The sequence below is a fragment of the Sphaerotilus natans genome (assembly GCF_900156335.1).
Classification (GTDB): Bacteria; Pseudomonadota; Gammaproteobacteria; order Burkholderiales; family Burkholderiaceae_C; genus Sphaerotilus; species Sphaerotilus natans.
In genome coordinates this window covers 88,790-115,469 of sequence record NZ_FTMZ01000004.1, presented here as the reverse complement: position 1 = coordinate 115,469, position 26,680 = coordinate 88,790, and the positions used below count along the sequence as shown (strand labels likewise).

Sequence of the window (26,680 nt, the reverse complement as noted above, 5' to 3'; positions counted from 1 at the left end):
GCCTGTCTCGCATGCCGGCGCCGGTCGTCGGGCTGCTTGCGCTCGGCGCCGGTGGCCTGCAGGCCCTGTCGCTGGCCCCTGAGCCGCGCGGCGTGCTGCAGGTGCTGGGCGCGGCGCTGCTGGCAGCGCTGGTGGCGCAGGCCGCACCGCGGCGCGCCTTCGTGCTGGGGGCGCTGGCGGGCGTGGCCTGGCTGGCGGGCACCTTCTGGTGGCTGTTCATCAGCATGCATCGCTACGGCAACCTGCCGGCCTGGCTGTCGGCCGGCGCGGTGCTGGCACTTGCCGCGGCGCTGTCGCTCTATCTGGCGGGCGCGATGGCGCTGTTCGCGCGCTGGCGCGGGCGCGGCGGCTTCGGGCACGACCTGCTGCTGTGGAGCGCGCTGTGGCTGCTGGCCGAGCTGGCGCGCGCGCAGCTGCTGACCGGATTTCCCTGGGGCGCCGCGGGCTACGCGCATGTCGACGGGCCGCTGGCGCTGCTGGCGCCGTGGCTGGGTGTGCATGGCATGGGCGCGGCCGGCGCGGCGCTGGGCTTCGTGCTGGCGCGGCTGGTGCTGCAGCCGCGCCAGCCGGCCCGGGCCGCGGCGCTGGGGCTGACCGCGGCGCTGGCGTTGGCCCCGGCGCTGCGCGGGCCGGACTTCACCCGCGCCACCGGCGGCCTGGCGGTCACGCTGCTGCAGGGCAATGTGCCGCAGGACGAGAAATTCGACTTCAGCCGGCTGCCGCAGACGCTGGACTGGCATGTGCGGGCGCTCTTCGCCTCGACCGCCGATCTGGTGGTGGCGCCCGAGACGGCCATTCCACTGCTGCCGGCGCAGCTGCCGCAGGGGCTGTGGCAGGGCCTGGAAGCCCATTTCTCGCGTCGCACCACCTCGGCGCTGGTCGGCGTGCCGCTGGGCGATGCCGACAGCGGCTACAGCAACTCGGTCGTCGGCTTCGGGCCCGGCCGGGCTGGCGCCGATCTCTACCGCTACGACAAGCACCATCTGGTGCCCTTCGGCGAGTTCATCCCCTGGGGCTTCCGCTGGTTCGTCGACATGATGCGCATGCCGCTGGGCGACTTCTCGCGCGGGCCGCTGGCCGCGCCGTCCTTCGCGGTCGGCACCGAGCGGGTCGGGCCGAACATCTGCTACGAGGATCTGTTCGGCGAGGAGCTCGCCACCCGCTTCGTCGACGCCGCGCAGGCGCCGACGGTGCTGGCCAATGTCAGCAACATCGGCTGGTTCGGCGAGACGGTGGCGGTCGACCAGCACCTGCAGATCTCGCGCCTGCGCACGCTGGAGCTGCAGCGGCCGATGGTGCGCGCCACCAACACCGGCGCGACGGTGGCGATCGACCACCGCGGCCGCGTCACCCACCGGCTGGCTCCGCATGTGCGCGGCGTGCTGGAGGCGCAGGTGCAGGGCCGCGAGGGCACGACGCCGTTCGCTTGGTGGGCGGGGCGCTTCGGGCTGCTGCCGCTGTGGGCGCTCGGGCTGGCTGTCGTCGCGTCGACCGGCTTCCGGTCGAGACACCGTGGCTGACCGACAAGGAGCATTCGAGATGTCTTCCCCCATCGAACAGGACGTGCCCGGCGGCGTGCCGCTGAAGCTGTGGACCGAGGGCGTGCCGGTCGAGCCCGCCGCGATGGCGCAGCTGGCCAACACCGCGCGGCTGCCGATCGTGTTCCGCCATGTCGCGGCGATGCCCGACGTGCATCTGGGCATCGGCGCGACCGTCGGCTCGGTCGTGCCGACGGTGCGGGCGATCATTCCGGCGGCTGTCGGCGTCGACATCGGCTGCGGGATGATGGCCTGCCGCACCTCGCTGCGCGCCGAGGACCTGCCCGACAGCCTCGGCCCGATGCGCGCGGCCATCGAGCGCGCGGTGCCGCATGGCCTCAGTCCGCGTCGCCAGGGGCGGGACCGCGGCGCGTGGGAGACGCCGCCCGACGAGGCCGATGCCGCCTGGGCCGGCCTGGCCGACGAGTTCGCCGAGATCTGCCGCGACCATCCGCGCCTGGAGAAGACCAACAACCACCGGCACATGGGCACGCTGGGCAGCGGCAACCACTTCATCGAGGTCTGCCTCGACGAGGCCGGGGCGGTGTGGTTCATGCTGCATTCGGGCTCGCGCGGCGTCGGCAACGCGATCGGCACGCTCTTCATCGAGCTGGCGCGCGAGGACGCGATGCGCAACGACGTGCATCTGCCCGACCGCGACCTGGCCTATCTCGAGGAGGGCGCGCGCTACTTCGGCGACTACGTGCGCGCGGTCGGCTGGGCACAGCGGTTCGCCCGCGCCAACCGCGAGGTGATGATGCAGCGGGTCATCGCTGCGGTGCGTGGGGTGCTGGGCCGGCCCTTCGAGGCGCAGCTGGAGGCGGTCAACTGCCACCACAACTACGTGCAGCGCGAGACGCACTTCGGCCAGGAGGTCTTCGTGACGCGCAAGGGCGCGGTGCGCGCCGGCCGGGGCGAGATGGGCATCATCCCGGGCAGCATGGGCGCGCGCTCCTACATCGTGCGCGGCAAGGGCCACCCGGAGAGCTTCGAGAGCTGCAGCCACGGTGCTGGACGGGTGATGAGCCGCACGCAGGCCAGGCAGCGCTACACGGTGGCCGATCAGATCGCCGCGACCGAGGGCGTCGAGTGCCGCAAGGACGAGGCGGTGATCGACGAGATCCCGATGGCCTACAAGGACATCGACGCGGTGATGGCCGCGCAGCAGGATCTGGTCGAGGTGGTGCACACGCTCCGGCAGGTGCTGTGCGTGAAGGGCTGAGGCGCTCTACGCGCCGCTCCAGCGCCGGGCGGCGGTCTCCACCACCTCCGACAGCGGCATGCCGGTGCGGTGCAGCCGGCGCAGCCAGGTGGCGTCGTTGCCCTCGCCGAGCGAGTCGCGGATCTGCTGGCAGGCGTCCCAGGACTTCAGGTCGACCGCATGCGCGTCGACCTTGGCCAGCGTGCGCACGATGTCGTCGCGCAGCCGCGAGCGCTGCTTGGTCTGCGGATTGACCACCTCGCCGTCCAGCCCGAAGCGGCAGGCCTGGAAGCGGTTGTAGGTGTAGACCAGATAGTCGTCCTCGGCCGGCTCGAAGGGGCGCTCCTGGATCAGGTAGCGGCAGATCGCCTGCAGGTAGCAGGCCAGCGCCGCGGCCTTCTCCACCGTCAGCGGCGTGTCGCACACGCGCAGCTCGATGGTGCCGTACTCGGGCTTGGGGCGGATGTCCCAGTAGAAGTCCTTCATCGACTTGACCACGCCGGTGTCGGTCATCTTGTCGAAGTAGGTGCCGAACTCGGACCAGCTGCGCACGAAGGGCGCGCGCCCCGACAGCGGGAAGGCGAAGACCGCGTTCAGCCGCGCCGAGTCGAAGCCGGTGTCCTGCCCCTGCACGAAGGGCGAGGAGCCCGCCAGCGCGATGAAATGCGGCACATAGCGCGACAGCGCATGCAGCAGCCACAGCGCGTCGTCGCCGTTCGGGCAGCCGACATGCACATGCTGGCCGAAGACGATGAACTGCTTGGCCAGGTAGCCATAGAGGTCGCTGAGGTAGTGGAAGCGCTCGCCGGGATAGATCTGCTGCTCGCTCCAGTGCTGGTAGGCGTGCGTGCCGCCGCCGGCGATGCCGATGTTGAGCCGGCGCGAGGCGTGCACCAGCTGGTCGCGCATGTCGCGCAGCTCGGCCAGCAGCGGGCCGTGCTCGCGCTGGATCGAGCTGCCGATCTCGATCATCGAGCGCGCGATCTCGGGCTTGATGTCCCAGGCGCCGGTGTGGCGGGCGGTCTCGCGCAGCAGGTCCTCGGCCTGCGGCACCAGGTTCTGGTCGTGGGTGGAGATCAGCTGAAGCTCGAGCTCGACGCCCAGCGTCAGCGGCTCGGAGGTGGCGAAGTCCTGCAGCGGCATGGCGGGTGGTTTCCTGTCGGGGAGGGGGCGTGTCGTCGTCGGTCCGGCGTCAGTCGGGGCGGGCGTCGCTCTCGCGTGCGACCGCCCGCAGGCCGAGCTGCAGCCACACCGGGCCGCTGAGCTGCAGCAGCGTCAGCGCGATCAGCAACGCCTGCATCGGCTCGGCCGGCGGGGCGGGCAGGTGGGCGGGCCAGCCCAGCGTCGCGCTGGTCAGCAGCAGTGGCAGGCTCGAGGCCGGCTGCAGCGCCAGCCCCAGGCCGAGCGACTGGCGCCAGCCCAGGCCGCTCGGGCGCGCCAGCAGCAGCACCGTGCCGACCTTGGCCAGCAGCCGCGCGCCGATGATCGCCGCCACCAGTGGCCACAGCCCGAGCAGCCCGTCGAGCGTCGACAGCAGGCCCAGCGTCAGCAGCAGCAGCAGCGTCAGCGCCGTGCCGCCGCTGCCGAGCTGCGGCTCGACCTGCAGCCGGTGGCCCATGCGCGCGCGCGCCACCATGCCGGCCACCAGCAGCGACAGCAGCGGCGAGACGGTGAACTGCGCCGCCAGCATCGCCGCGATCACCACCAGCGCGAGCTGCAGCGTCGCCAGCCCGGTGCCGCGGATCTGCCGGCTCAGCCGCTCCAGCAGCAGCCCGGCGAAGGCGCCCAGCAGGTAGGAGCCGCACAGCGCATACAGCACGCCGGCCAGCGCGGGCTGCCAGTCGAAGCCGTCGGCGTCCAGCGTGACCGCGATCTGCCAGAGGCTCAGCGCCAGCACCGCGCAGACGGTGTTGACCGCAGTCATCACCAGCAGCCGCTCGGTGACCTGGCCGCGCGGGCGCAGCTCGCCCAGCACCGCCATCGTGATGACCGGCGAGCCGGCCATCGCCACCGCACCGGCCAGTGTGGCGCTCTGGTGGTCGATGCCCAGCAGCACCAGCGCGCCGGCCACCGCGAGACCGGACAGCAGCGCCTCGGCCAGGCTCTTGAGCGTCAGCCAGGGGTTGTCGCGCAGCCAGCGCGGCCGGATGCGGGCGCCCAGCTCGAACACCAGCAGGCCGACGGCCAGGTCGATCAGCGGTTTCCAGGCATCCAGCTCGGCCCTTGCGACCAGGCTCAGCGCCAGCGGGCTGGCCAGCGCACCCACCAGCATTGCGCCCAGCGCACGCGGCAGGCCGGTGGCGCGGCGCACCGCCTCGCCGGCCAGCAGCGCGATGATCATGAGCACCGCCAGGCCCAGCACCGGGTCGGCGCCGCGCAGCGCCTCGATCGGCCACAGCGCGATCTCGCGGCCCCAGTCGGTCGCCGCGCCGGCGCTGGTCGGCTCGAGCGCGTTCAGATCCTCGCTGGCCGGCAGCAGCCGGGCCATGGTGTCGGACAGGGCGATGCGGCTCAAATCGGGTCTCCCGGTCGGCATGCTGGGGTTGAATCGTGAACTGCTTCACGCTCTGGCGCAGGGGCGAACCAGTGTATCGACGCATTGCGACAGCACCGTAACAACCGGCTGAAATCGGGGACAGCCGGTGAACCGGGGCGGGCCGGGGATAATGTCCGATTACCCTTCTGACCCCTGCCATGGCCCTTCTCACCCTCCAGGACGCCTGTCTCGCCTACGGGCATGTCGCGCTGCTCGACCACGCGGCGATGTCGCTTGAGCCGGGCGAGCGCCTCGGCCTGATCGGCCGCAACGGCACGGGCAAGTCCTCGCTGCTGAAGATCCTTGCCGGGATGGAGAAGCCTGACGACGGCCTGCTGCAGATCCAGCAGGGCTTGCGGCGCCATTACGTCGCACAGGAGCCGCAGTTCGTGCCGGGCGCGACGGTGTTCGAGGCGGTCAGCGTCGGCGTGGCCGAGGCCAAGGCGCTGCGCGAGCGCTACGAGGCGCACGCGCCCGGCGAGGATCTGGACGCGCTGCAGAGCCGCATCGAGGCGCTGGGCGGCTGGACCTGGGAGCAGCGCGTCACCGAGACGCTCGAGCGCCTGCAGCTCGCGCCCGAGCGCATCGTCGATGATCTCTCCGGCGGGCTGAAGAAGCGCGTGGCGCTGGCGCAGGCGCTGGCGGCCGCGCCCGAGGTGCTGCTGCTCGACGAGCCGACCAACCACCTCGACCTGGAGGCGATCGTCTGGCTGCAGGACCTGCTGGCGGGCTTCGCCGGCGCGGTCATCCTGATCACGCACGACCGCGCCTTCCTCGACGCGGTGTCCACCCGCATTCTCGAGCTCGACCGCGGCCAGCTGCGCAGCTATCCCGGCAGCTTCAGCGCCTACGAGGCGACCAAGGCGCGCGAGCTGGAGGACGAGGCGCTGGCCAATGCGCGCTTCGACAAGCTGCTGGCGCAGGAAGAGGTCTGGATCCGCAAGGGCGTGGAGGCGCGGCGCACCCGCAGCGTCAGCCGCATCAATCGCCTGGTGGCGCTGCGCGAGCAGCGCGCCGCGCGCCGCGACGTGGTCGGCAAGGTGCGCCTGGAGCTCGACACCGGCAGCCGCAGCGGCAAGATCGTGGCCGAGCTCGAAGGCGTGGCCAAGTCCTACGGCAGCCGCGCCATCGTGCGCGACTTCACCGGCACCATCCTGCGCGGCGACAAGGTCGGCCTGATCGGCCCGAACGGCGCGGGCAAGACCACGCTGCTCAAGCTGATCCTGGGCGAGATCGCGCCCGACGCCGGCACGGTGCGCCAGGGCACGCAGCTGCAGGTGGCCTACTTCGACCAGATGCGCGACGCGCTGGATCTGGACGCCACGCTGGCCGACACCATCAGCCCGGGCAGCGAGTGGGTCGAGATCGGCAGCACGCGCAAGCACGTCATGGGCTACCTGGGCGACTTCCTGTTCTCGCCGGCGCGCGCCAACTCGCCGGTGCGCACGCTTTCCGGCGGCGAGCGCAACCGCCTGCTGCTGGCGCGCCTGTTCGCCAAGCCGGCCAACGTACTGGTGCTCGACGAGCCGACCAACGACCTCGACATCGAGACGCTGGAGCTGCTCGAAGAACTGCTGCAGGACTACGCCGGCACCGTCTTCGTGGTCAGCCACGACCGGCGCTTCCTCGATGCGGTGGTGACCAGCACCCTCGTCAGCGAGGGCGACGGCCGCTGGCGCGAGTACGAGGGCAGCGTCGAGGACTGGCTGGCGCAGTCGCAGCGCGCCGCCGCGCTGGCGGCCAAGGCGGCCAAGGCCGCGCCGAAGGCCGAGGCACCGGCGTCCGCTTCCGCGCCGGTGGCGGCAGCGCCGGCGCCGGCCGCCGCCGCGGCGAAGCGCAAGCTCAGCTACAAGGAGCAGCGCGAGCTCGACGAGCTGCCCGCGCGCATCGCCGCGCTCGAGGACGAGCAGAAGGTGCTGGGCGAACTGCTCAACGGCACCGAGCTCTACGCCCGTTCGCCCGAGAAGATCGCCGAGACGCATGCGCGCTTCGCCGCGATCGACGAGGAGCTGCTGGCGCTGCTCGAGCGCTGGGAAGCGCTCGGCAGTCGCTGAGCGATCCGCTCGCTCAGGCCGCCCGCGGGCTCGGGCGGCTGGCCCCCGCCGGCGGCGACAGCCGGCGATGCCAGTGCACGAAGGCGGTCGAGAGCATCAGCGCCTCGCCGTCGGCGACATGGGCGTCGGCCTCGATCACCGTGCGGCACAGATGGATCAGCTCGGTGCACAGCCCAGGATCGTCGACTTCGTCGAGCAGGTCGCCGATCAGGCGTGGGGCGATGCGGGCCGGGTCGTTCCAGATCATCGGGGACTGCACCAGCAGGTCCTCGCACAGTCCGTGCAGCACGTCGCGGAAGGCTTCGGCGCTCAGGCCCAGGCGCTGGGCGATGTCCTGGCGCTGCAGCGTGTCGATCTCGATCAGGCTGACATGACCGTCGGCGACCAGGGCCAGCGCGACGATGCGGGCGGCGGCTTCGGGGCTGTTGGCGGGGTAGCTGCGCATGGCGTGTTTCCTGTCGTGTCGGGGTGGGGATCGTGAAGATGGCGGAGCGAGGGCTCAGAGGTCCGTGGCGGGCTGACGCCGGCGCTCCAGCCGGGACTGCTCGCGCAGTCGCCGCCACTGGCCAGCCAGCGCCCGGCTGATCCGCGAGAGCGCCTGCTCGAAGGCGCGCTGCCAGCTGTCGGCCTCGGCCTGCACGGTGAGGTGGCCCAGGCGCGGCCCGCGCAGCTCGATGCGGCACTGCTTGTCGATGCCGCCGCGCGGACCGTTGACATCCTCGAGCAGGATGCGCGCCCGGGGCGCCAGCGCACCCAGGCGCCGGGTGGCAAAACGCAGACGCCGGATCACCTGATCGCGCAGCGATCGGGCCTCGGCATGACGGGACTCGAACAGCACTTCCATCGTCGGGGCTCCTGGTTGTCAGGCATGTCGGGTGACATGACGGCCTTCAGCGTAGGGCGGTCGACATTCCTGTAAAACCAGCATGAGGCTGAAGCATGTTCAGGATTTTTCTGATGAATTGCGCTCGGTCCCGGGGAACTTCCTGGCGAGACCGCGGATCCGTCACGGACGATGAGTCTCGACTTCAGCTACCGGCATCTCTACTACTTCTGGGTCGTTGCCCGGGAAGGCGGCATCTCTCGGGCGGCGGCCCGGCTGGGCATGGCGGTGCAGACCGTCAGCGCCCAGGTGCGCGAGCTCGAACGCGAGCTCGGCCATGCGCTGCTGCGCCCGGCCGGGCGCGGCGTCGCGCTGACCGAGGCCGGCGAGGCGGCCATGCACCAGGCCGACCTGATCTTCCAGCTCGGCGAGCAGCTGCCCGAGCGGGTGCGCGGAGCCGCGACCCAGCCGGTGCGGCGGCTGCAGGTGGGCGTCGGCGGCGGCGTGCCCAAGCTGGTGACCTGGCGGCTGCTGCAGCCGGTGCTCGACGAGCCCGATCTGCGCCTGAAGGTGGTCGAGCAGCCGGTCGAGGATCTGCTGGCCGATCTGGCGCTGCACCGGCTCGACCTGGCGCTGGTCGACCGGGCGCCGGCGCCGCATCCGGGTCTGCGGCTGCGCACCTGGCTGCTGGGCGTCTCGCCGGTGGCCTGGTATGCGCCGCCGGCGCTGCGCGAGGCGGCGCAGGCCGACTTCCCGCGCTCGCTGGCGCAGGTGCCGGTGCTGCTGCCGCTGCCGCCGGCGACGATGCGCCAGCAGCTCGATCCCTGGTTCGAGCGCGAGGGCGTGCGCCCGCGGATCGCGGGCGAGTTCGAGGACAGCGCGCTGCTCAAGACCTTCGGCGCCCGCGGCCTGGGCGTGTTTCCTGCGGCCGAGTGGGTCGAGGAGGACCTGCTGGCGCGCTATGGCGTGTGCCGCATCGGGGGCTGCGCCGGGGTCGACGAGCCTTTCCATGCGGTCTGCGCCGAGCGCAGCGTGCCGCACCCGCTGGTGGCGCGGCTGATGGCCTCGGGCCCGGTCGAGGCCGGGCCGGTGCTCAGCGAACCTTGCCGAGCAGGGTCTGCACGTCGCCGAGCATCGCCTCGAGCTTCGGCGCGTCCTCGTCGCTGAGGTGGAGCTGCGCGCGCATCTCCTGTTGCATGAAGCACACCGTCATGCGCACATAGGCGCTGTCGAGTGCCTTGCGCACCGCAGCCATCTGGCTGGCGATGTCGAGACAGGGCTCGCCGCCTTCGATCATGCGCTGGATGCCGCGCAGCTGGCCCTCTGCGCGCTTGAGCCGGTTGAGGATGTCGGTGCGGCTGGATTCGTCCTGGAGCTGGGCCATGTTGCAAGCCTGGAGGGGATTGACCGGGGGTTTCGGGATGCGCATTGTCCCTGCTCCGTGACAGATCGTGGTGGATTCCTGAGATTTCAGTGAATCGTTTCCACCGCTCAGCGGCAGCAGCTGCTGCCGCCGCCCGTGTCATCGCGCACGCCGAGCTTGCGCAGGATCAGCCCGAGCGGGCAGAAGTTCGTGAAGCCGAACTGCAGCAGGTTGGCGCCGACGAAGGCGGTGAAGGCCAGCGCCCACGGGCTGACGAACAGCGGGCTGCCCTCGACGCCCAGCGCCAGCGAGATCAGGATGAAGCTGCCCGCGAAGATGCGGATCAGGCGGTCGACGGTCATGTCAGGCTCCTTGGGGAAGGTTGGATGCAGGGGATGCAGGGGGGGCAGGGACGTCGGGGTGGCGCCGCCGGTAGACGGCGTAGTACAGCACCGGGATCACGACCAGCGTCAGCAGCGTCGAGACCAGGATGCCGAAGATCAGCGCGATGGCCAGACCGTTGAAGATCGGGTCGTCGAGGATGAAGAAGGCGCCGATCATCGCGGCCAGGCCGGTCAGCGCGATCGGCTGCGCGCGCACCGCGGCCGAGCTCATGACGGCCTCCTTGAACGCCATGCCCTGCGCGACCTGCAGCTCGATGAAGTCCACCAGCAGGATGGAGTTGCGCACGATGATGCCGGCCAGCGCGATCATCCCGATCATCGAGGTCGCGGTGAACTGCGCGCCCAGCAGCGCGTGGCCCGGCATCACGCCGATCATCGTCAGCGGGATCGGCGCCATGATGATCAGCGGCGTCAGGTAGTTGCGGAACTGCGCCACCACCAGCAGGTAGATCAGGATCAGGCCGACGCCGTAGGCGGCGCCCATGTCGCGGAAGGTCTCATAGGTGATCTGCCACTCGCCGTCCCACTTGATCGCGTACTGGCGGTAGGGGTCGCTTGGCTGGCGGATCCAGTACTCGGCGATCTCGCCGGTGCCGGGCAGCGCGGCGTCACTCAGCTTCGGGCGGATCGCGAACAGGCCGTACAGCGGCGAGTCGAGCCGGCCGGCCATGTCGCCGAAGACATAGCTCACGCCGTGCAGGTCCTTCGTGAACAGCGGCTTGTCGATCACGCCCTTCTCGACGCGCACCAGCTCCGACAGCGGCACGAGCTGGCCGTTGGCGGCGCGCAGCGGCAGGGCCAGCAGCGCGTCGAGCCCGACCTGCGCCTCGCGCGGCAGCTGCAGCCGCACCGGCACCGGGTACTTGCTCTGGCCGTCGTGCAGCCAGGCGGCGTCCAGGCCCGAGAGCGCGCCGTGCACCGTCTGCGCCACCGCGGCCACCGGGATGCCGAGCGACTCGGCACGCTGGCGCTGCACGCGCAGGAAGGCGCGCGGCGCGTCCTCCTTCAGCGAGGTCTCGACGCCGACGATGTCGGGCGTGGCACGGAAGGCCGCGGCGATGCGTGCGGCGAGGCGCTGGCGACCGGTCTCGTCGGGGCCGTAGACCTCGGCGACCAGAGGGCTCATCACCGGCGGGCCTGGCGGCACCTCGACGACCTGCAGGCGCGCGCCATGCGCTGCGGCGATCTTCTCCAGCGCCGGGCGGTGACGCTGCGCGATGACGTGGCTCTTGTCGCTGCGGTGGTGCTTGTCGACCAGGTTGACCTGCAGGTCGCCCTGCTCGGCGTCGGCACGCAGGTAGTACTGCCGCACCAGGCCGTTGAAGGTGATCGGGCTGGCGGTGCCGGCGTAGCCCTGCAGGTTCTGCACCTCGGGCTGCTTGGCCAGGTAGGCGCCGAGGTCGTGCAGCGTCGCCGCGGTGTCCTCCAGCGCGCTGCCGGCCGGCATCTCGACGATGACCTGGTATTCCGACTTGTTGTCGAAGGGCAGCATCTTCAGCACCACGAGCTGCACCACCGCCAGCCCGACGCTCAGCAGCAGCGCGCCGAGAATGCCCGCCAGCAGCAGCCAGCGCTTGGCGGCGCTCTCCAGGAAGGGCGACAGCAGGCGCGTGAAGAACGCCGGCAGCTTCGCGGCCAGCCCGCCCGGCGCGGCGTGGCCGTCGCTGCCGTGGCCTTGCGCGTGCGACTTCATCAGATGGGCGGCCAGCCACGGCGTCACCGAGAACGCGATCGCCAGCGAGATCGCCATGCCGAGGCTGGAGTTGATCGGGATCGGGCCCATGTACGGCCCCATCAGCCCGGAGACGAAGGCCATCGGCAGCAGCGCCGCGATCACCGTGAAGGTCGCCAGGATGGTCGGGCCGCCGACCTCGTCGACCGCGACCGGAATGATCTCCCGCAGCGGTCGGTGCGGCTCGAGCTGCTGGTGGCGGTGGATGTTCTCGACCACCACGATCGCGTCGTCGACCAGGATGCCGATCGAGAAGATCAGCGCGAACAGCGACACCCGGTTCAGCGTGAAGCCCCAGGCCCAGCTGGCGAACAGCGTCGCCGTCAGCGTCAGGATCACCGCGGCGCCGACGATGACCGCCTCGCGCCGGCCGAGCGCGAAGCCGACCAGCAGGATCACCGAGCCGGTCGCGAAGGCGAGCTTCTGGATCAGCTTGTCGGCCTTCTCGGCGGCGGTCTGGCCGTAGTCGCGCGTGACCGTCATCTCGATGCCGTCTGGAACCACGGTGCCGCGCAGCTCGTCGAGGCGAGCGCGCGCGGCCTGCGCGACGTCGACCGCGTTCTGGCCGGGCTTCTTGGTGACGGTGATCGTCACGGCCGGGTGCACGCTGCCGGCGTCCGAGGCGGCGGCACCCGGCGTGAACCAGACATGGCGCTGCGGCTGCGCGGCGCCGTCCTCGATCGCGGCGACCTCGCGCAGGTAGACCGGCCGGCCGGCATGCACGCCGACGACCAGGTCGCCGACCTCGTCGGCCGAGCGCAGGAATTCGCCGGTCTCGACCGACAGCATCTGCGCGCTGCCGTCCGGGGCGCGCTGGGCCTCGCGGTCGACCACCGTGCCGGCGGGCATCGCCAGGCTGGCGGCCTTCAGGGTCTGCTGCAGGCGCAGCAGGTCGACGCCGCGCTCGCGCAGCCGGCTCGGGTCGAGGCTGACCTGCACCGCGCGGCCCGGGCCGCCGATCGTCTGCACCTCGCGGCTGCCGGGCACGCGCTTGAGTTCGGCCTCCAGCGTGCGCGCGACGCGCTCGATCTCCAGCGCCGAGGTCTCGTCGCGGCTCCACAGCGTCACGCCCAGCACCGGCACGTCGTCGATGCCCTTGGGACGCACGATCGGCGCCAGCGTGCCCAGACTCGCCGGCAGCCAGTCCTGGTTGGCATTGAGCACGTCGTACAGGCGTACCAGCGCCTCGGTGCGCGGCACGCCGACCTGGAACTGCACCGTCAGCACCGCCACGCCGGGACGGCTGACCGAGTAGGTGTGCTCGATGCCGGCGATCTGCGAGAGCACCTGCTCGGCCGGTCGCGCGACCATGTTCTGCACGTCGACGCTGCTGGCCCCGGGGAAGGGGATCAGCACGTTGGCCATCGTGACGTTGATCTGCGGCTCTTCCTCGCGCGGCGTCACCAGCACCGCGAACAGGCCGAGCAGCAGCGCGACGATCGCCAGCAGCGGCGTGATCGCGTTGGCCTGGAAGAAGGCCGCCATGCGGCCGGCGATGCCGCGCTCGCCGGGGCCGCTCACGGACGGGCTCCCGCCAGGCCGGCGCGCACCGCGTCGGCGGCAATGCGCTCGCCCGTCTTCAGGCCGGCGAGCACCTCGGTGCGACCGCCGTGGCTGGCGCCGGCGCGCACCTGGCGCAGCACGAAGCCGTTTTCCCGCACGACATAGACGGCGGTCAGCTCGCCGCGGCGCAGCAGCGCCGCCGCAGGCACCGTCGGCACGCTGCGCGCGCCCGTCGGCGCGAGCTCGGCGCCGCTGAAGTGCACCCGCACCGTGCGGCCCGGGCGCAGGTCGGTGGCGTCGCCGGGCGCCAGGTCGAGCCGCCACTCGACGGTCTGCGCGACCGGATCGGCGCCGGGCAGCTCGGCCCGGCGCACCGGCGCGACGCGGCGGCCGTCGGGCAGCTCGATCTCGACCTGGCGCGCCGCGCGTGCCTGCGTCGCCTGCGAGGCCGGCACCTGCACGGAGGTGCGCAGCGCGCCGGGCGCGTAGAGGGTGAGCACGGGCCGGCCCGGTGCGGCCAGGTCGCCGGCGTCGAGGTGGGTGGCGAGCACCACGCCGTCGAAGGGCGCGGCGACGCTGGTGAAGTCCTGGCCGAGCGTGGCCTGGCGGCGTCCGGCGCGTGCCTGCGCCAGCCCGGCCTCGGCGGCACGGAACTGGTTCTCGGCCGCATCGAGCGCGGCCTGGCTGATGTAGCCCTGCGCGCGCAGCTCGCGGGTGCGCTCGAGCTGGGTGCGGGCATTGCGCAGGTTCGCGTCGGCCTGCACCACGCCGGCCTCGCTCTGCGCGACGCCGGCCTCGGCGCTGCGTGCGTCGATGCGCGCGATCACCTGCCCGGCGCGCACCCGGTCGCCGGCGCGCACCGTCAGCTCCCGCACGCTGCCGGCGGCCTGCGCGGCGAGCACCGCCTGGCGCTGCGGCTCCAGCGTGCCGTCGAGCGAGAGGCTGGCGGTGTCGCGGCTGGCCTGCACCGTCAGCGTCGGCACCGTCAGGCCGGCCGCGGCGGCGGGCTGGGCCCGGGCGCCCGGCCAGGTGGCGGCCAGCAGCAGCGCGCCGGCCAGCCAGGGCAGGACGGCTCGACGGTCGGGGGCGGCAGGGGTGCTCATCTCGGCGATCTCCATGATGGAATGCATGGTAGCAAAATACCTATAAGGGTATCAATCGATCTGAAGAAAAGGGCTTTTCGCAGCAGGCTGCGCCCGGCTAGCATGCGGACATGTGCACCTGTCCTGTCCGTCGCGAGCTGCTCGGTCGCAGCGCGGCCGTTGCCGGCCTGCTGGCCGGTCTCGGGCTGCTGCCCGCGCCGGCGCAGGCCGCCTGGAACGAGGCCGCCTTCGCCGCCATCGGCATCGACGCCGCGCTGGCCGCGCTCGGCCTGGCCGCGCCGGTCGAGAGCGCCGACATTCGCCTGAGCGCGCCCGACATCGCCGAGAACGGCGCGGCGGTGTCGCTGGGCTGCGCGACCCGGCTCGAGGGCGTGCGCCGGCTGCTGCTGCTGGTCGAGCGCAACCCGACGGCGCTGTGCGCGCTGTTCGAGGTCGATCCGGCACTGGAGCCCGATGTCGTCATCCGCACCCGCATGGCCGAGTCCTCGCCGGTCTGGGCGGTCGCGCTGATGCACGATGGCCGGGTGCTGTTCGCGCGCAAGGCGGTGCAGGTCACGCTCGGAGGCTGCGGTGGCTGAGCCGCAGCCGATGCGCATCCGCGCGCTGCGCCAGGGCGAGCGCGTCGTCGTGCGGGTGCTGATGAGCCACGAGATGGAGAACGGCCGGCGCCTCGACGAGGCGGGCCGCCGGGTGCCGGCCTGGCACATCCGCGAGGTCGTCGCCCGGCTCGACGGCCGGGTGGTGATGCAGGCGCACTGGGGGCCGTCGGTGTCGCGCCATCCCTATCTGCAGTTCGTGCTGCGCGCGGCGGCCGCGCCGGCCGGCAGCCGGCTGTCCGTCACCTGGACCGACAGCCGCGGCGAGCAGCGCAGCGACGAGACGCTGATCGGCTGAGGCTTCAGCCCAGCATGTCCGCCCAGATGTTGCGCGCCCAGGCCTCGGCGTGCCGGGCCTCCAGCGCGGAGCGCTGCGCCGACAGGCCGCCGGCGCCGGGCACCGGCACGAAGCTGCGCTGCTGCGGCTGCCAGGCGTGCACGCTGGCGACATGGATGGCCTGGTCCGTGTCGACCAGGCTGTAGCAGACGTTGTTGAGCATCGGCCGCGGATCGACCTCCAGGTCGAGCAGCGCCGCGACGATGGCCGCGGCGGCGACCTTGGCCTGCGCGTTGGCCATGTGGCCGGACTTGGGCATGCCCGGCGCGCTCTGCAGCGCGTCGCCCAGCACATGCAGGTCCGGCGCGTGCACCGAGTGGAAGTCGAGAAAGTCCACCGGGCACCAGCGCCCGTTGGCGGTGGCCAGGCCAGCGTGCGCGGCCAGGTCGCCGGCACGCATGTCCGGCAGCAGGTTGATGACATCGGCGCGCAGGTCCTCCTGGACCTCGAAGCGCAGCGTCATCGTGCGCGCGTCGACGCCGGTGACGCGGTGCTGCGGCCGGTACTCGATCATGCCCGGGTACAGATCCTTCCAGGCCTGGCGGAACAGCGCCGCCTTGGAGGTGATGTCCGGATTGGCGTCGAGCACCAGCACCTTCGCGCGCGGGTGGGTGCGGCGCAGCCGGGCGGCGATCAGGCAGGCGCGCTCGTAGGGGCCAGGCGGGCAGCGGTAGGGCGCCTCGGGAATGGCGATGACGCAGGTGCCGCCGTCGGGCATCGCCTCGATCTGCCGCGCCAGCGCCAGCGTTTCCGCGCCGGCCTTCCAGGCGTGCAGCACGCGGCCCGCGTCATGCGCCGCCTTCAGGCCCTCGATGCGGTCCCAGAGGAAATCGACGCCCGGCGCCAGCACCAGCCGGTCGTAGCCGAGCCGCGCGCCGCCGGCCAGCGTCGCGACGCGGCGCTGCGGGTCGATCGCCGCGACGCGGTCCTGCACCCGGCGCACGCCATGGCGTGCGCTCAGCCGGTCGTAGGACAGCGTGATGTCGTCCAGCGTGCGCAGCCCGCCGATCACCCCGTTCGATATCGGGCAGGACACCAGCTGCGGGTTGGGTTCGACCAGCGTGACGTCGATCGCCTGGTCCGACAGCAGCCGCAGGTATTTGGCCGCGGTCGCGCCGGCGTAGCCCCCGCCGACGACCAGCACGCGCGCGCGCGCCAGCGCCGAGCCGCGCGGCGCGGCGCAGCCGTTCAGGCCGGTCACGCCGGCGGCCATCAGGGCCTGGAGACAGCGGCGGCGGCGCATCACGGGCTCTGGCGGGCGAAATGCTTCGCCAGCGCGTCGAGCTGCTCGGGGCTGTAGCCGCGGGTGATCTGGTGCATCACGGTGGCGGGCGCGCTGCCCGTGCGGAAGGCCCGCAGCCGCGCGCGCAGCTCGCCCGCGTCGCGGCCGGCCAGCGCCGCCAGGCTGGCGCCTTCGACCGCGCGCCCGTCGGTGCCGTGGCACTGCGCGCAGCCGGCGGCCAGCGCGCGCAGGTGCAGCGCCTCGGCGCGGGGGCCGGTCTCGGCGCCGCCGGCCGGCGGCATCAGCATCAGGCCCAGCAGTGCGGGCGCGAGCAGGCGGGGGGGCAGGGGCATCGTGGCTTCTTCCGTGAACGCGTCACACGCGGGCACCCATGGTGCCGCTGGCGGCGTGGCTGCGGATAATCGGGTCTTCCCTCAGACCCCTGGAGTTCCATTCATCATGACCGCTGCCCTGCTTGCCGGAATGACGCCCGCCCGCCTCGACGCGATCGCGCCGGAGCGGCTGCCCGCGCTGCTGCGCCTGATGCCCAAGGCGGAGCTGCACATCCACATCGAGGGCTCGCTGGAGCCCGAGCTGATCTTTCGGCTGGCGCAGCGCAACGGCGTGACGCTGCCCTACGCGGACGTCGAGGCGCTGCGCGCGGCCTACGCCTTCACCGACCTGCAGAGCTTTCTCGACATCTACTACGCCGGCGCCAGCGTGCTGCTCAAGGAGCAGGACTTCTTCGACATGGCCTGGGCCTACCTCGAGAAGGCCGCCGCCGACAACGTCGTGCACGCCGAGATCTTCTTCGACCCGCAGACCCACACCGCGCGCGGCGTGCCCTTCGAGACGGTCATCAAGGGCCTGAACCACGCGGTGCACCGCGCCCACGCCGAGCTGGGCGTGAGCGCCAAGCTCATCCTGTGCTTCCTGCGCCACCTCAGCGAGGAGGAGGCCTTCGCGACGCTGGAGGAGGCGCTGCCGTGGCGGCACCACTTCATCGGCGTCGGGCTGGACAGCAGCGAGGTCGGCCACCCGCCGAGCAAGTTCGAGCGCGTCTTCGCGCGCTGCCGCGAGCTGGGCCTGCACATCGTCGCGCACGCCGGCGAGGAGGGCCCGCCCGCCTACATCGTCGAGGCGCTGGACCTGCTGCAGAGCGAGCGCATCGACCACGGCGTGCGCAGCCTGGAAGACCCGGCGCTGGTGGCGCGGCTGGCGGCCGCGCGCACGCCGCTGACGGTGTGCCCGCTCTCCAACGTCAAGCTGTGCGTCTTCGACGACCTGACGCAGCACAACATCGGCGCGCTGCTCGACGCCGGCCTGTGCGCGATGGTCAACTCGGACGATCCGGCCTACTTCGGCGGCTACATGAACCAGAACTTCGTCGAGCTCTTCGCTGCGCAGCCGCAGCTCACCGCCCGCCACGCCTACCAGCTCGCGCTCAACAGCTTCGAGGCCAGCTTCGTCGACGCCGACCAGAAGCGTGTCTGGCAGCACCGGCTCGACGCGGTGTTCGCGGCGGGCTGAGGCGCGGGTTCGGCGCACTCAGCGGGGCAGCCGCGCCGCCTGCGTGCGGCCGCCCCAGCCCCAGTCGTCGGCCGGCAGCTCGAGCACGCTGACGTAGCTGGCCTCGACCAGCGCCTCCGGCAGCGCGCGGCGCAGCGTGTCCCAGGCCGCGGCGATCCAGTCGGCCTTCTGCTGCGCGGTGTTGGTGCCTGCGGTGATGCGGATCTCCAGCGCGAAGGTGGACCGCGCCGGGCCGGCCTCGGCGGCGCGGTCCGGTGGCTCGACCGGCTCGCCGCCGATCGTCCAGCCGATCGGCTCGGCCAGCACCGCGACCGCGGTCAGCGCGCGCTTCTTGCCGAGCAGCCGCTCGGTGTGGCCGGTCAGCTCGCGGGCGATGGCGTGGCGCTGCTCGGGCTGCGTCAGCGCCGGCCAGGTGCTCAGGGTCAGCAGAGGCATGGGGATCTCCCGTGGAACATGGCGCTAGACTAGGTTTCACGCCCGCCCGGGGACAGTCCCCGCCGTGCCCAGCGCCTTTGCATGCCGAGCAAGACCCGTCCTGATGCCTTTCCGCCCGAGGCGCCCGCCCATGCCGCGCCAGCCGACCTGGCGCTGTTCGTGCACGTGGCCGAGCTGGGCTCGTTCTCGGCGGTGGCGCGCGCGGTCGACCGGCTGGAGGCGCTCTACCGGGTGCGGCTGCTGCGCCGCTCGACCCACGGCCTGAGCCTGACGCCGGAGGGCGGCACGCTGCTGCAGCATGCCCGCCAGGTGCTGGCCGCGCTGGGCGATCTGGCCGACGAGCTGTCGGCACGGCGCGAGCGCGCCAGCGGCGTCGTGCGGCTGGCGGTCAGCCCGGCGCTGGCGCAGTGCTTTGTCGTGCCGGCGCTGCCCGCGCTGGCGGCGCGTCACCCGACCTGCGCATCGAGCTGCATGCCGACGACCGCATCGTCGATCTGGCGGCCGAAGGCTTCGATGTTGCGCTGCGCACCAACCATCTGCGCCACGAGGGGTTGGTGGCGCGCCGGGTCGGGCGCTTCCGGCGCGTCGTCTGCGCGGCGCCTGCGCTGCTGGCGCGGCTGGGCACGCCGCAGACGCCGGCCGATCTGGCGCGCTTTCCGCTGGTCACGCACCTGAACGCCGGGCATCTGAACCGCTGGACCTTCGTGGTCGACGGCGAGCGCCGGCCCTGGCCGGTGAGCGGTCGCTTCAGTGCCAACACCACCTGGCTCGGGCTGGAAATGGTGCGCTCAGGTCTCGGCCTGGGCTGGCACAGCACGCTGCTGGTTGCGCCGCTGCTGGCGCGCGGCGAGCTGGTCGAGGTGCTGGCGCCGTTCCGCGATCCGGGCTGGGCGCCGGTCTGGGCGGTGATGCTGCCCGAGCGCGACCGGCTGCCGCGCATCCAGGCGGTGGTCGACTTCCTGGCCGAGGCGATGCGCGAGGCCGGTTGACCGGTCGCGGCATTGACCGTGGCCGTCAGGCGACCCGCGGGCCGCGCCCGATCTCCTCGACCAGCGCCACCTGCCCCGGCAGGCAGACGCGGCGCAGGTCGTAGCGGCGCACGATCGTCTCGCGCGCGGTGCTGCGGATCGCGTCATGCGTGCCGGGCGGCGCGGCCAGCGCGTCGGCCATCGTGCGCACCAGGCCCTCGCGGTCGAAGAAGTCGACCAGCAGGCCGTTGCGGCCGTGCTCGATCACCTCCTCGACCGGCGCGGTGCGCGAGCCGATCACCAGCGCACCGGCCGACATCGCCTCCAGCATCGACCACGACAGCACGAAGGGGTAGGTCAGGTAGACATGGGCGCGGGTCACCTGGTAGAGCTTCATCAGCTGCGGATGCGGCAGCCGGCCGACGAAGTGCAGGCGCGCGCGCATCGCCTCGTCGAGCTGCGGCGCGATCTCCGCGAGCAGCGTGTCCTGCCAGCTGCGGCCGTCCTGCGGGCGCGCGCCGTAGGACACGCCGCTGCCGCCGACCAGCACCACCTGCGCCTGCGGGCGCTCGCGCAGCAGCGCCGGCAGCGCACGCATGAAGACGTGATAGCCGCGGTTGGGCTCGAAGTTGCGGTTGATGAAGCTCAGCACCTCGTCGCCGTGGCGCAGTCGCAGCGCGCCGTGCTCGAAGACCGCTTCGGGGTCGGGGCGGATCAGGTCGGTGTCGACGCCGTCGTGCAGCGTGCGGATCTTGTGCTGGAAGGCCTGCGGCACCGTCGAGCGCTGCCAGGCGGTCGGCGACACGCCGGCGTCCATGTCGACCAGGCCCTGCAGCAGGTGGGTGTTCTTCGCGCGCAGCCTCAGCCGCGCCTCGATGCCGCGCGGCGGGAACTCCGGATCGAAGGTCACGTCGTGGCCCTCCCAGCCGTAGAACCACTCGACGAAGTGCAGCTGGCGCGCCTCGGGCCAGATGTCGCGCAGGAACAGCGCCTCGCCCCAGCCGGGATGCACGCAGATCACGTCGGGCATGAAGCCGTGCTGCTCGCGCAGCGCCAGCGCGGCGCGTGCGCAGCCCTCGCCGCGCAGCACCTTGGTCTCGTATTCCGCCACCCACGGGTGGATCTGCGGCGTGCTGCTGCGCGTGACCTTGTAGCGGGTGCAGGCCACGCCGGGCAGCGGCCGCGCGGTGGGCTCGAGCATCAGCGCGCGCACCTCGTGACCGGCCTGGGCCAGCGCCGGGGCGAGGTGGACGTACTGGCCGGGAAAGTTCTGGTGGACGAAGAGGATGCGCATGATGCCGGGCAGTATCGCGAGGTTCCGGAATTGAAAGAAGGCTGCATCGCCGCTGCAGCCGAGCGATGTGGACAATCCTGAGCCATGAGCCTGATGATTCGCCACTTCCGCCAGCGCCTGCTGTGGCCGCTGCAGCTGCTGCCGCGCCAGGACGAGCGGCTGCGCCTGCAGCCCTGGACCGCGGTGCTCGAGCGCCCGGGCAGTCCGTGGCGCGAGGCCGCCGAGATGCGCCACGGCCCGTCGAGCGAGCGCCACTACCAGGAGTTCGTGACCTTCCTGCCGCATGTGCAGCGCTTCCTCTACGGCGACGGGCCGCGCGCCGGCAGTGCGCGCACCGGAGGGGGCTCGTCGATGCGGGTGCTGCGCCGCGATGACGTGCGGGCGGTGCGCCTGCGTCTGGCGCCGGACCAACCGGCGCTGCGGCTGGCGGTCGAGCATGTCGACCTCTACTTCTTCCACGATGTCGACGTGGTGGTGCTGCATGTCGAGGTCCATGCCGACGAGCTGCCGCTGCCGGTGGCGCAGGAGCTGCTCTACCGCTTCGGCCGCGCCTATCCGCCGGGCTGGGACGGCGAGGGCCAGCCGCTGCACTGCGCCAGCGAGGTCGAGTGGCTCGGCGCCGACGACCGGACGCTGTGCGCGTCGGACGCGGCCGACCGCCAGGCCTTTCTGGACTTCGTCGGCCTGCACCGCGCGCCGCGGCTGGCGGCGCACTGGCGCTGGCTGCTGCAGCCGCTGCGCCCGGAGCAGGACGAGGAACCCGACGATGGCGCGGGCCCGCTGCTGCGGGTGCGCCAGATCGAGTACCACCGCATGCCGGTGATGGCCTGGCTGGCGCTGGACGATCCGGCCGCGCTCGGGCGCGCCGACTTCATCCGCCTCGGGCTGGTGGCCGGGCAGGGCAGCGACGGCGAGGACGAGCTGCCCTTCGCCGAGCGCCATGTCGCCGACTTCGAGGCCCGCCACTGCTACGACCGCTTCTGGCGCCCCGGCGGCGCGGCGCCCTTCACCCGCTATCTGTGCTGCGGCCATGCGCTGGTGGTGGTCGGGCGCGCGGGCTCGCGCTTCTTCGTCGACCGCGAGCGCGGCGTGCTGGCGCAGTTCCGCCACCAGCATTTCCTGATGTTCCTGATCGCGCACTTCCAGAAGGCGGCGCTGCTGATGTTCTCCGACCGGCTGGTGGTGGCGCTCGACGCGCTGGAGATCCATGACGCCAGCTCGGTCAAGCGCTTCAAGCGCGCGGTGCGCGGCAACTTCGAGACCTTCCTGCGCTTCACCCACCGCTACTGGTTCCACGACCTGTCCGAGCAGGCCCAGACCCGCGCGCTGCACCGACTGTGCGCCGATCACCTCGGCCTGGATGCGCTGCACCCCGAGGTGCGCGAGCGTGTCAGCGAGATGAACACCTACCTCGACACCGACAGCCTGCGCCGGCAGGCCAACACCGTGGTGCGGCTGACGGTGGTGACGATCGCCGGGCTGATCGGCACGCTGTCGACCGGCTTTCTCGGCATGAACCTGCTCGACGAGGCCGATCGTCCCTGGCCCGAGCGCCTGCTGATTCTCGGGATCACGCTGCTGGCTTCGCTGCTGCTGACCGGCTACATGATCGTGCGCTCCAAGCGCCTGTCGGACTTTCTCGACGTGCTGTCGGACGAGCGGCTGACGGTCGGGCAGAAGCTGGGACTGCGCCCCGAACCGGGCGAGGGACGGCCGCGCTGAGCGGCGTCGGCCTCACGGGCGCCGACTTGAGGCCGGACCCGCGCCGATGAGCGGCATGGCGGTGGCGCTTCTCTGCCGGATGCGCGGGGCCGGTGGCAGGACCATGGGCCCGAGCGCGTGAAGACGGTGGCCCTGAACGACCCGCACCCGCTCACGTCGGCTGCGGGATCGGGCCAGGTCGGCGTCCTACTCGAAGCGCGAGATGTCTTCTCGGCGACCGCTGTAGCGCGGGATCTGCATGCCCAGCGCCCATTCCACATGACTGACGCGGCCGGGAACCGTGCTCACCGCCCGGTAGCCGCGTGCCACCAGCCGGCGCAGATGGCGGCGATTGGCCTGCGGCGCCAGCAGCACCTGACCCAGCAGCGGCAGCAGCAGGCAGGCCAGCGCCATCGACCAGTCACCGCGCCGGGCCAGCACGAACGGACCGGCCAGCAGCACCGACCAGGCATAGCCCACCGGCGCGATGCGCTCCTCGCCGGTGCGTGGGTGGCGCATCAGCAGCTCGCGCGGCACGCCACTGCCCGGCATCGGCGCCGGCGCCGGCGGCACGGGGACCGACGGCATGTCGGCCGATGGTGCGGTCTTGCGCATGATCGTCTCCGGACATCGAGGGGGTCCGCTGCGATGGCGACCACGGTCGCGGCGGACACGGGAACGAGCGGAAAGAAGGCCGCAAGGACAGCAGGAAAGAGGTCGCCAGAAGAGACTCAGGAACCAGAAAAGTCGAATGAACTGTCGAATGAACCGGATTCCGGAAAACCGGATGCATCAGGTGTCGACAATCTATTCGGGGCGGGTGCCCCGGGTCAACCCTTATTTGTGGTGGATTATCTGGTGCATCGGTGACGATGAATATTCCTGCTCCGGTGCAGTATTGGTGCGATTTTCATCGGCATGTCATCTTGTGGTGCGATGAAAACTCGGGTGTTGCACTGCCATCAGGCGCCGTGCACCGGAAAGCGAGTTTTCCGCCGCAGAGAAGCGGCCTGCGGCGAATACTCAAGACCACGATCAGTGCGGATTGATCATTCGTGCCGCAGCGCCTCGATCGGATCGAGGCGTGCCGCGCGCCGTGCCGGCACATAGCCGAACACCACGCCGATCGCGGCCGAAAACACGAAGGCCAGGCCGTTGATGCCGGGCTGGAAGGCGTAGGGCATGGCCAGCAGCGAGGACAGCCCGATCGAGGCCACGGTCGCCAGCGCGATGCCCACCAGGCCGCCGAAGCTCGAGAGCACCACCGCCTCGATCAGGAACTGCAGCAGCACCTCGTGCTCCAGCGCGCCGATGGCCAGGCGCACGCCGATCTCGCGGGTGCGCTCGGTCACGCTCACCAGCATGATGTTCATGATGCCGATGCCGCCCACCAGCAGGCTCACCGCCGCCACCGCCCCGAGCAGCGAGGTCATCAGCTGCGTGGTGCCGCTCATCGTCTCGGCCAGCTGCTGCGTGTCGAGAATGTTGAAGTTGTCGTCGTCGCTCGCGCCCAGCTTGCGCCGCTCGCGCAGCAGCTGGCGCAGGCTGGACTGCACCGCTCGGCTGTCGGCGCTGTCCTCGAGCGAGACCAGCAGCGTGCCGATGTTCAGGCTGCCGGTGACGCGGCGCTGCAGCGTGCGCAGCGGCACGATCACCGTGTCGTCCTGGTCCATGCCCATCGCCGCCTGGCCCTTGGAGGCCAGCACGCCGACGACCGTGCACGAGAACTGCTTGATGCGCAGGGTCTGCCCCAGCGGATCGGTGCCGGCGAACAGCTCGCGCAGCAGCGTCGCGCCGATCAGGCAGACCGCGCTGCCGGCGCGCAGCTCGGTGTCCTCGAAGGCGCGGCCGGCCGAGAGCGTCCAGTTGCCGGTCTTCAGCCAGGCGTTGGTGGTGCCGGTCACGCTGGTCGACCAGTTGCGTGATCCGGCCACCACGGTGACGCTGCTGCGCGCCTCCGGCGCGACCGCGGCCACGCCGGCGATCTGGGCGGCGATCGCGTCCAGATCGGCCTCGCGGAACGAGGGCGCGCCCGAGCCCCCGCCGCCCGGCCCCATGCGCTGGCCGGGGCGGACCTGCAGCAGGTTGCTGCCCAGGCTGGCGATCTGCGCCTGCACCGCCTGCGTGGCGCCGCGGCCCAGCGTGACCATGGTGATGACGGCGCTCACCCCGATGACGATGCCCAGGATCGTCAGGAAGGAGCGCAGCAGGTTGCGGCGGATCTCGCGGATCGCCAGCAGCAGGGTGTTGCCGATCATGGGGTCCGCTCCTGGCGGACATCGCTGTCCATGCGACCGTCGACGAAGCGGATGATGCGCCGCGCGTATTCGGCCATGTCCGGCTCGTGGGTGACCATCAGCACGGTGATGCCCCGGTCACGGTTCAGGCCGGTGAGCAGCGCCATGATCTCGCGGCTGCGCGCGGTGTCGAGGTTGCCGGTGGGCTCGTCGGCCAGCAGCACGGTGGGGCGGCTGACGATGGCGCGCGCGATGGCCACGCGCTGCTGCTGCCCGCCCGAGAGCTCGGCCGGCGTGTGGTGCTCCCAGCCGCTCAGGCCGACCGCGGCCAGGGCCTCGCGCGCGGCCTTCTGGCGCGCGGCGGCCGGCTCGCCGCGGTAGAGCAGCGGCAGCTCGACGTTCTCCTGCGCCGAGGTGCGCGCCAGCAGGTTGAAGCCCTGGAAGACAAAGCCGAGGTACTGCCGGCGCAGCCGCGCGCGCTGGTCGCGGTCGAAGCGCTCGACGTGCACGCCGCGGAACAGGTACTGGCCGGCGCTGGGCACGTCCAGGCAGCCCAGGATGTTCATCACCGTCGACTTGCCCGAGCCGCTCGGGCCCATGACCGCGATGAAGTCGCCCTCGTCGACATCGAGGTCGATGCCGCGCAGCGCGTGAAAGGCGGCCTGGCCTTGGCCGTAGATCTTCTCGATGCCGCGCAGCCGGATCAGCGGCGGGGGGCTGGCGCTCATCGGGTGCTGCCCGGTGTGCTGCCGGCACCGGCACCGGCGCTGGCGCTGGCGCTGGCCTGGCCGGTGATGACCGGCGCGCCCTCGGCCAGGCCTTCGCCGCTGACCTCGGTGCGGCGGCCGTCGCTCAGGCCGGTGGTGACGGTGAGCGGCTGCGGCACGCCGTCCTTCAGGATCCAGATCTGGCGCTGGCCGCCTTCGGTCGTCTTCGCGCCGCCGCTGCGCTTCGGGGTGCTGGCGCCGGGCGGGCGCGGCATCAGCTTCGACAGCAGCCCGGTGTCGCCGGCTGCCGCCTCCGTGCCGGCGGCGGCCGGCGTGAAGCGCAGCGCGGTGTTGGGCACCGTCAGCACGCCACGGCGCTCGGTGGCGGCGATGGTGGCGGTGGCGGTCATGCCTGGGCGCAGGCTCAGGTCGGCATTGTCGACCTTCAGGTCGGTGGCGTAGGTCACGACGTTGTCGGTGGTGGTCGAGCCGTAGGCCACCCGGGCGATCTCGGCCGGAAAGCGCCGCGCCGGCCAGGTGCTGACGCTGAAGCTGGCGCGCTGGCCGGCCTGCACCAGGCCGACGTCGGCCTCGTCGACCTTGACCTGCAGCTTCATCTGCCGCAGGTCCTGCGCCAGCGTCAGCAGCGTGACCGCCTGCAGCGAGGCGGCCACCGCATTGCCCGGCTCGGCCGAGCGGGTCAGCACCACGCCGTCGATCGGCGAGCGGATCTCGGCCTTGCCCCGGCTGGTCTCGTCCATGCGCAGCGCGGCGGTGGCGTCGGTCACGCTGGCGCGGGCGCTGCCCAGCGCGGCTTCGGCGCGGGCCAGCGCGGCGCGGGCGGCGTCCAGCTCGGTGCCCGAGGGCACCTGGCCGCCCGACAGCCGCGACACCTCCTCCAGCCGCGTCAGGCTGGCGCGCTGCTCGGCCAGCGTGGCCTCGGCCTGGCGCACCGTGGCCTGGGCCGAGGCCAGCGTCGCCCGCGAGCGGGCGATCTGGTCGTCGAGCTTGGTGGTGTCGAGCTCGATCAGCACCTGGCCGGCGCGCACCTCGTCGTTGACGTCGACATGGACCTTGCGGATCGTGCCGGAGAGCTCCGAGCCGATCGTGACCTGGCGGATCGGCTGCAGCGTGCCGTTGGCGGTCACGGTGATCGTCAGGTCACCGCGGGCCAGCGGCTCGGTGAGAAAGCGCGGCGCGGCCTGGGCCTGCTGGCGGCCCTGCCAGGCGAGCAGGCCGGCGCCGGCGGCCAGCAGCAGCGCCGCGCCGATCCAGACGCTGCGGCGGCGCCACCACGGGCGGGGCAATGCGGCGCTGCCCAGCAGGTCGGCGACGGCGGCCGGGTCATCGGCGCGGGAGCGGTGGGGTTCAGCGGAGGCCATGGCAGACGGGAGGG

The 26,680-nt window shown here is 72.2% G+C and carries 26 protein-coding genes and 1 pseudogene; 11 read left to right on the top strand and 16 right to left on the bottom strand.

Features of this window, described 5'->3' with window-relative positions:
- Positions 1-11 precede the first annotated feature (11 nt).
- The gene (gene lnt, locus BW996_RS05260) at positions 12-1,520 is read left to right on the top strand and encodes an apolipoprotein N-acyltransferase (protein ID WP_139330758.1); all 1,509 of its coding nucleotides are present in this window, start codon (positions 12-14) and stop codon (positions 1,518-1,520) included.
- A 19-nt stretch (positions 1,521-1,539) separates the two neighbouring features.
- Positions 1,540-2,760, top strand: coding sequence for an RtcB family protein (locus BW996_RS05255; protein WP_037477456.1), 1,221 nt, complete (start codon positions 1,540-1,542; stop codon positions 2,758-2,760).
- Between the two features lie 6 nt (positions 2,761-2,766).
- Here the strand turns inward: BW996_RS05255 and BW996_RS05250 are convergent, their stop codons facing one another.
- Both BW996_RS05250 and BW996_RS05245 read right to left on the bottom strand, forming a co-directional pair.
- Positions 2,767-3,882, bottom strand: a complete 1,116-nt coding sequence (locus BW996_RS05250; RefSeq protein ID WP_037477458.1) for a YbdK family carboxylate-amine ligase — start codon at positions 3,880-3,882, stop codon at positions 2,767-2,769.
- A gap of 49 nt (positions 3,883-3,931) precedes the next feature.
- Entirely contained in the window at positions 3,932-5,254 is a 1,323-nt protein-coding gene (locus tag BW996_RS05245; protein ID WP_241461799.1) for a cation:proton antiporter, read from the bottom strand.
- A gap of 179 nt (positions 5,255-5,433) precedes the next feature.
- Between BW996_RS05245 and BW996_RS05240 the strand changes: the two genes are divergently transcribed.
- A complete protein-coding gene (locus BW996_RS05240; protein WP_037477460.1) occupies positions 5,434-7,329 on the top strand; it encodes an ATP-binding cassette domain-containing protein in 1,896 nt (631 codons plus the stop codon).
- Positions 7,330-7,342: 13 nt separating this feature from the next.
- Here the strand turns inward: BW996_RS05240 and BW996_RS05235 are convergent, their stop codons facing one another.
- Both BW996_RS05235 and BW996_RS05230 read right to left on the bottom strand, forming a co-directional pair.
- Positions 7,343-7,774, bottom strand: coding sequence for a hypothetical protein (locus BW996_RS05235; protein ID WP_037477462.1), 432 nt, complete (start codon positions 7,772-7,774; stop codon positions 7,343-7,345).
- A 54-nt stretch (positions 7,775-7,828) separates the two neighbouring features.
- A complete protein-coding gene (locus BW996_RS05230; protein ID WP_037477464.1) occupies positions 7,829-8,173 on the bottom strand; it encodes a hypothetical protein in 345 nt (114 codons plus the stop codon).
- 171 nt (positions 8,174-8,344) lie between these two features.
- Here BW996_RS05230 and BW996_RS05225 point away from each other — a divergent pair, with 171 nt between their 5' ends.
- Positions 8,345-9,319: a LysR family transcriptional regulator gene (locus BW996_RS05225; protein WP_076458718.1), complete on the top strand. Its 975-nt coding sequence runs from the start codon at positions 8,345-8,347 to the stop codon at positions 9,317-9,319.
- Here the strand turns inward: BW996_RS05225 and BW996_RS05220 are convergent.
- The 4 genes from BW996_RS05220 to BW996_RS05205 form a co-directional block, all read right to left on the bottom strand.
- Positions 9,246-9,536: a metal-sensing transcriptional repressor gene (locus tag BW996_RS05220; RefSeq protein ID WP_037477466.1), complete on the bottom strand. Its 291-nt coding sequence runs from the start codon at positions 9,534-9,536 to the stop codon at positions 9,246-9,248. The two genes, BW996_RS05225 and BW996_RS05220, sit on opposite strands and share 74 nt — an antisense overlap.
- Before the next feature lie 107 nt (positions 9,537-9,643).
- A complete protein-coding gene (locus BW996_RS05215) occupies positions 9,644-9,877 on the bottom strand; it encodes a YgaP family membrane protein (RefSeq protein ID WP_037477468.1) in 234 nt (77 codons plus the stop codon).
- Between the two features lies 1 nt (position 9,878).
- Complete coding sequence (locus tag BW996_RS05210) at positions 9,879-13,136, bottom strand: efflux RND transporter permease subunit (RefSeq protein WP_051631452.1); 3,258 nt, start codon at positions 13,134-13,136, stop codon at positions 9,879-9,881.
- 32 nt (positions 13,137-13,168) lie between these two features.
- A complete protein-coding gene (locus BW996_RS05205; RefSeq protein ID WP_076458755.1) occupies positions 13,169-14,257 on the bottom strand; it encodes an efflux RND transporter periplasmic adaptor subunit in 1,089 nt (362 codons plus the stop codon).
- A gap of 110 nt (positions 14,258-14,367) precedes the next feature.
- Between BW996_RS05205 and soxY the strand changes: the two genes are divergently transcribed.
- Together soxY and soxZ are read left to right on the top strand one after the other, a co-directional pair.
- Positions 14,368-14,835 carry a thiosulfate oxidation carrier protein SoxY gene (soxY, locus tag BW996_RS05200; RefSeq protein ID WP_037477471.1) on the top strand — a complete coding sequence of 156 codons (468 nt, stop codon included), beginning with the start codon at positions 14,368-14,370 and terminating at the stop codon, positions 14,833-14,835.
- Positions 14,828-15,151, top strand: a complete 324-nt coding sequence (gene soxZ, locus BW996_RS05195) for a thiosulfate oxidation carrier complex protein SoxZ (RefSeq protein ID WP_310732029.1) — start codon at positions 14,828-14,830, stop codon at positions 15,149-15,151. The genes soxY and soxZ overlap by 8 nt, the downstream gene beginning before the upstream one ends.
- A 4-nt stretch (positions 15,152-15,155) precedes the next feature.
- Here the strand turns inward: soxZ and BW996_RS05190 are convergent, their stop codons facing one another.
- Positions 15,156-16,433, bottom strand: a complete 1,278-nt coding sequence (locus BW996_RS05190) for an NAD(P)/FAD-dependent oxidoreductase (protein WP_037477475.1) — start codon at positions 16,431-16,433, stop codon at positions 15,156-15,158.
- Positions 16,433-16,765, bottom strand: coding sequence for a c-type cytochrome (locus BW996_RS05185; RefSeq protein ID WP_037477477.1), 333 nt, complete (start codon positions 16,763-16,765; stop codon positions 16,433-16,435). The genes BW996_RS05190 and BW996_RS05185 overlap by 1 nt, the downstream gene beginning before the upstream one ends.
- Positions 16,766-16,871: 106 nt before the next feature.
- On the opposite strand from BW996_RS05185, the gene BW996_RS05180 reads away from it, so the two are divergent.
- Positions 16,872-17,942 carry an adenosine deaminase gene (locus tag BW996_RS05180; RefSeq protein ID WP_139330757.1) on the top strand — a complete coding sequence of 357 codons (1,071 nt, stop codon included), beginning with the start codon at positions 16,872-16,874 and terminating at the stop codon, positions 17,940-17,942.
- An 18-nt stretch (positions 17,943-17,960) separates the two neighbouring features.
- Here the strand turns inward: BW996_RS05180 and BW996_RS05175 are convergent, their stop codons facing one another.
- A complete protein-coding gene (locus BW996_RS05175) occupies positions 17,961-18,377 on the bottom strand; it encodes a tautomerase family protein (RefSeq protein ID WP_037477481.1) in 417 nt (138 codons plus the stop codon).
- An 81-nt stretch (positions 18,378-18,458) separates the two neighbouring features.
- On the opposite strand from BW996_RS05175, the pseudogene BW996_RS22050 reads away from it, so the two are divergent.
- Both BW996_RS22050 and BW996_RS20985 read left to right on the top strand, forming a co-directional pair.
- Positions 18,459-18,647 (top strand): annotated as a pseudogene (locus BW996_RS22050) (helix-turn-helix domain-containing protein); the annotation flags it as partial.
- 137 nt (positions 18,648-18,784) lie between these two features.
- Entirely contained in the window at positions 18,785-19,366 is a 582-nt protein-coding gene (locus BW996_RS20985; RefSeq protein ID WP_081837903.1) for a substrate binding domain-containing protein, read from the top strand.
- 25 nt (positions 19,367-19,391) lie between these two features.
- Here the strand turns inward: BW996_RS20985 and BW996_RS05165 are convergent, their stop codons facing one another.
- Positions 19,392-20,639 carry a glycosyltransferase gene (locus BW996_RS05165; protein ID WP_037477483.1) on the bottom strand — a complete coding sequence of 416 codons (1,248 nt, stop codon included), beginning with the start codon at positions 20,637-20,639 and terminating at the stop codon, positions 19,392-19,394.
- 84 nt (positions 20,640-20,723) lie between these two features.
- Between BW996_RS05165 and BW996_RS05160 the strand changes: the two genes are divergently transcribed.
- On the top strand, positions 20,724-22,361 hold the full coding sequence (locus BW996_RS05160) for a magnesium transporter CorA family protein (protein ID WP_037477484.1): 1,638 nt from the start codon (positions 20,724-20,726) through the stop codon (positions 22,359-22,361).
- A 186-nt stretch (positions 22,362-22,547) separates the two neighbouring features.
- On the opposite strand, the gene BW996_RS05155 is transcribed toward BW996_RS05160, so the two are convergent.
- Positions 22,548-22,955, bottom strand: coding sequence for a hypothetical protein (locus tag BW996_RS05155; RefSeq protein ID WP_037477486.1), 408 nt, complete (start codon positions 22,953-22,955; stop codon positions 22,548-22,550).
- 33 nt (positions 22,956-22,988) lie between these two features.
- On the opposite strand from BW996_RS05155, the gene BW996_RS21230 reads away from it, so the two are divergent.
- Entirely contained in the window at positions 22,989-23,210 is a 222-nt protein-coding gene (locus BW996_RS21230) for a hypothetical protein (protein ID WP_139330756.1), read from the top strand.
- Positions 23,211-23,389: 179 nt separating this feature from the next.
- Here the strand turns inward: BW996_RS21230 and BW996_RS05150 are convergent, their stop codons facing one another.
- From BW996_RS05150 to BW996_RS05140, 3 genes are read right to left on the bottom strand one after another with little or no spacing between them, the layout of a single operon-like run.
- Positions 23,390-24,598 (bottom strand): ABC transporter permease, encoded by a 1,209-nt coding sequence (locus tag BW996_RS05150; RefSeq protein ID WP_037477488.1) that lies wholly within the window; start codon positions 24,596-24,598, stop codon positions 23,390-23,392.
- Complete coding sequence (locus tag BW996_RS05145; protein WP_037477490.1) at positions 24,595-25,305, bottom strand: ABC transporter ATP-binding protein; 711 nt, start codon at positions 25,303-25,305, stop codon at positions 24,595-24,597. The genes BW996_RS05150 and BW996_RS05145 overlap by 4 nt, the downstream gene beginning before the upstream one ends.
- Complete coding sequence (locus tag BW996_RS05140) at positions 25,302-26,666, bottom strand: efflux RND transporter periplasmic adaptor subunit (protein ID WP_051631440.1); 1,365 nt, start codon at positions 26,664-26,666, stop codon at positions 25,302-25,304. Before BW996_RS05140 ends, BW996_RS05145 begins: the two co-directional genes overlap by 4 nt.
- Positions 26,667-26,680 lie beyond the last annotated feature (14 nt).

Bases quoted from the DNA above. Each gene is read 5' to 3' on its own strand.
- BW996_RS05220 (WP_037477466.1), bottom strand. From the start codon at position 9,536: ATGGCCCAGCTCCAGGACGAATCCAGCCGCACCGACATCCTCAACCGG.
- BW996_RS05175 (WP_037477481.1), bottom strand. From the start codon at position 18,377: ATGCCTCTGCTGACCCTGAGCACCTGGCCGGCGCTGACGCAGCCCGAG.
- BW996_RS05255 (WP_037477456.1), top strand. From the start codon at position 1,540: ATGTCTTCCCCCATCGAACAGGACGTGCCCGGCGGCGTGCCGCTGAAG.
- BW996_RS05160 (WP_037477484.1), top strand. From the start codon at position 20,724: ATGAGCCTGATGATTCGCCACTTCCGCCAGCGCCTGCTGTGGCCGCTG.
- BW996_RS05210 (WP_051631452.1), bottom strand. From the start codon at position 13,136: ATGGCGGCCTTCTTCCAGGCCAACGCGATCACGCCGCTGCTGGCGATC.
- BW996_RS05180 (WP_139330757.1), top strand. From the start codon at position 16,872: ATGACCGCTGCCCTGCTTGCCGGAATGACGCCCGCCCGCCTCGACGCG.
- BW996_RS05240 (WP_037477460.1), top strand. From the start codon at position 5,434: ATGGCCCTTCTCACCCTCCAGGACGCCTGTCTCGCCTACGGGCATGTC.
- soxY (WP_037477471.1), top strand. From the start codon at position 14,368: ATGTGCACCTGTCCTGTCCGTCGCGAGCTGCTCGGTCGCAGCGCGGCC.
- BW996_RS05145 (WP_037477490.1), bottom strand. From the start codon at position 25,305: ATGAGCGCCAGCCCCCCGCCGCTGATCCGGCTGCGCGGCATCGAGAAG.
- BW996_RS05230 (WP_037477464.1), bottom strand. From the start codon at position 8,173: ATGGAAGTGCTGTTCGAGTCCCGTCATGCCGAGGCCCGATCGCTGCGC.
- BW996_RS05165 (WP_037477483.1), bottom strand. From the start codon at position 20,639: ATGCGCATCCTCTTCGTCCACCAGAACTTTCCCGGCCAGTACGTCCAC.
- BW996_RS05205 (WP_076458755.1), bottom strand. From the start codon at position 14,257: ATGAGCACCCCTGCCGCCCCCGACCGTCGAGCCGTCCTGCCCTGGCTG.
- BW996_RS05215 (WP_037477468.1), bottom strand. From the start codon at position 9,877: ATGACCGTCGACCGCCTGATCCGCATCTTCGCGGGCAGCTTCATCCTG.
- BW996_RS05155 (WP_037477486.1), bottom strand. From the start codon at position 22,955: ATGCGCAAGACCGCACCATCGGCCGACATGCCGTCGGTCCCCGTGCCG.
- BW996_RS05190 (WP_037477475.1), bottom strand. From the start codon at position 16,433: ATGCGCCGCCGCCGCTGTCTCCAGGCCCTGATGGCCGCCGGCGTGACC.
- BW996_RS05140 (WP_051631440.1), bottom strand. From the start codon at position 26,666: ATGGCCTCCGCTGAACCCCACCGCTCCCGCGCCGATGACCCGGCCGCC.
- lnt (WP_139330758.1), top strand. From the start codon at position 12: ATGCCGGCGCCGGTCGTCGGGCTGCTTGCGCTCGGCGCCGGTGGCCTG.
- BW996_RS05185 (WP_037477477.1), bottom strand. From the start codon at position 16,765: ATGCCCCTGCCCCCCCGCCTGCTCGCGCCCGCACTGCTGGGCCTGATG.
- BW996_RS21230 (WP_139330756.1), top strand. From the start codon at position 22,989: ATGGCGACCACGGTCGCGGCGGACACGGGAACGAGCGGAAAGAAGGCC.
- BW996_RS05250 (WP_037477458.1), bottom strand. From the start codon at position 3,882: ATGCCGCTGCAGGACTTCGCCACCTCCGAGCCGCTGACGCTGGGCGTC.
- BW996_RS05150 (WP_037477488.1), bottom strand. From the start codon at position 24,598: ATGATCGGCAACACCCTGCTGCTGGCGATCCGCGAGATCCGCCGCAAC.
- BW996_RS05235 (WP_037477462.1), bottom strand. From the start codon at position 7,774: ATGCGCAGCTACCCCGCCAACAGCCCCGAAGCCGCCGCCCGCATCGTC.
- BW996_RS05225 (WP_076458718.1), top strand. From the start codon at position 8,345: ATGAGTCTCGACTTCAGCTACCGGCATCTCTACTACTTCTGGGTCGTT.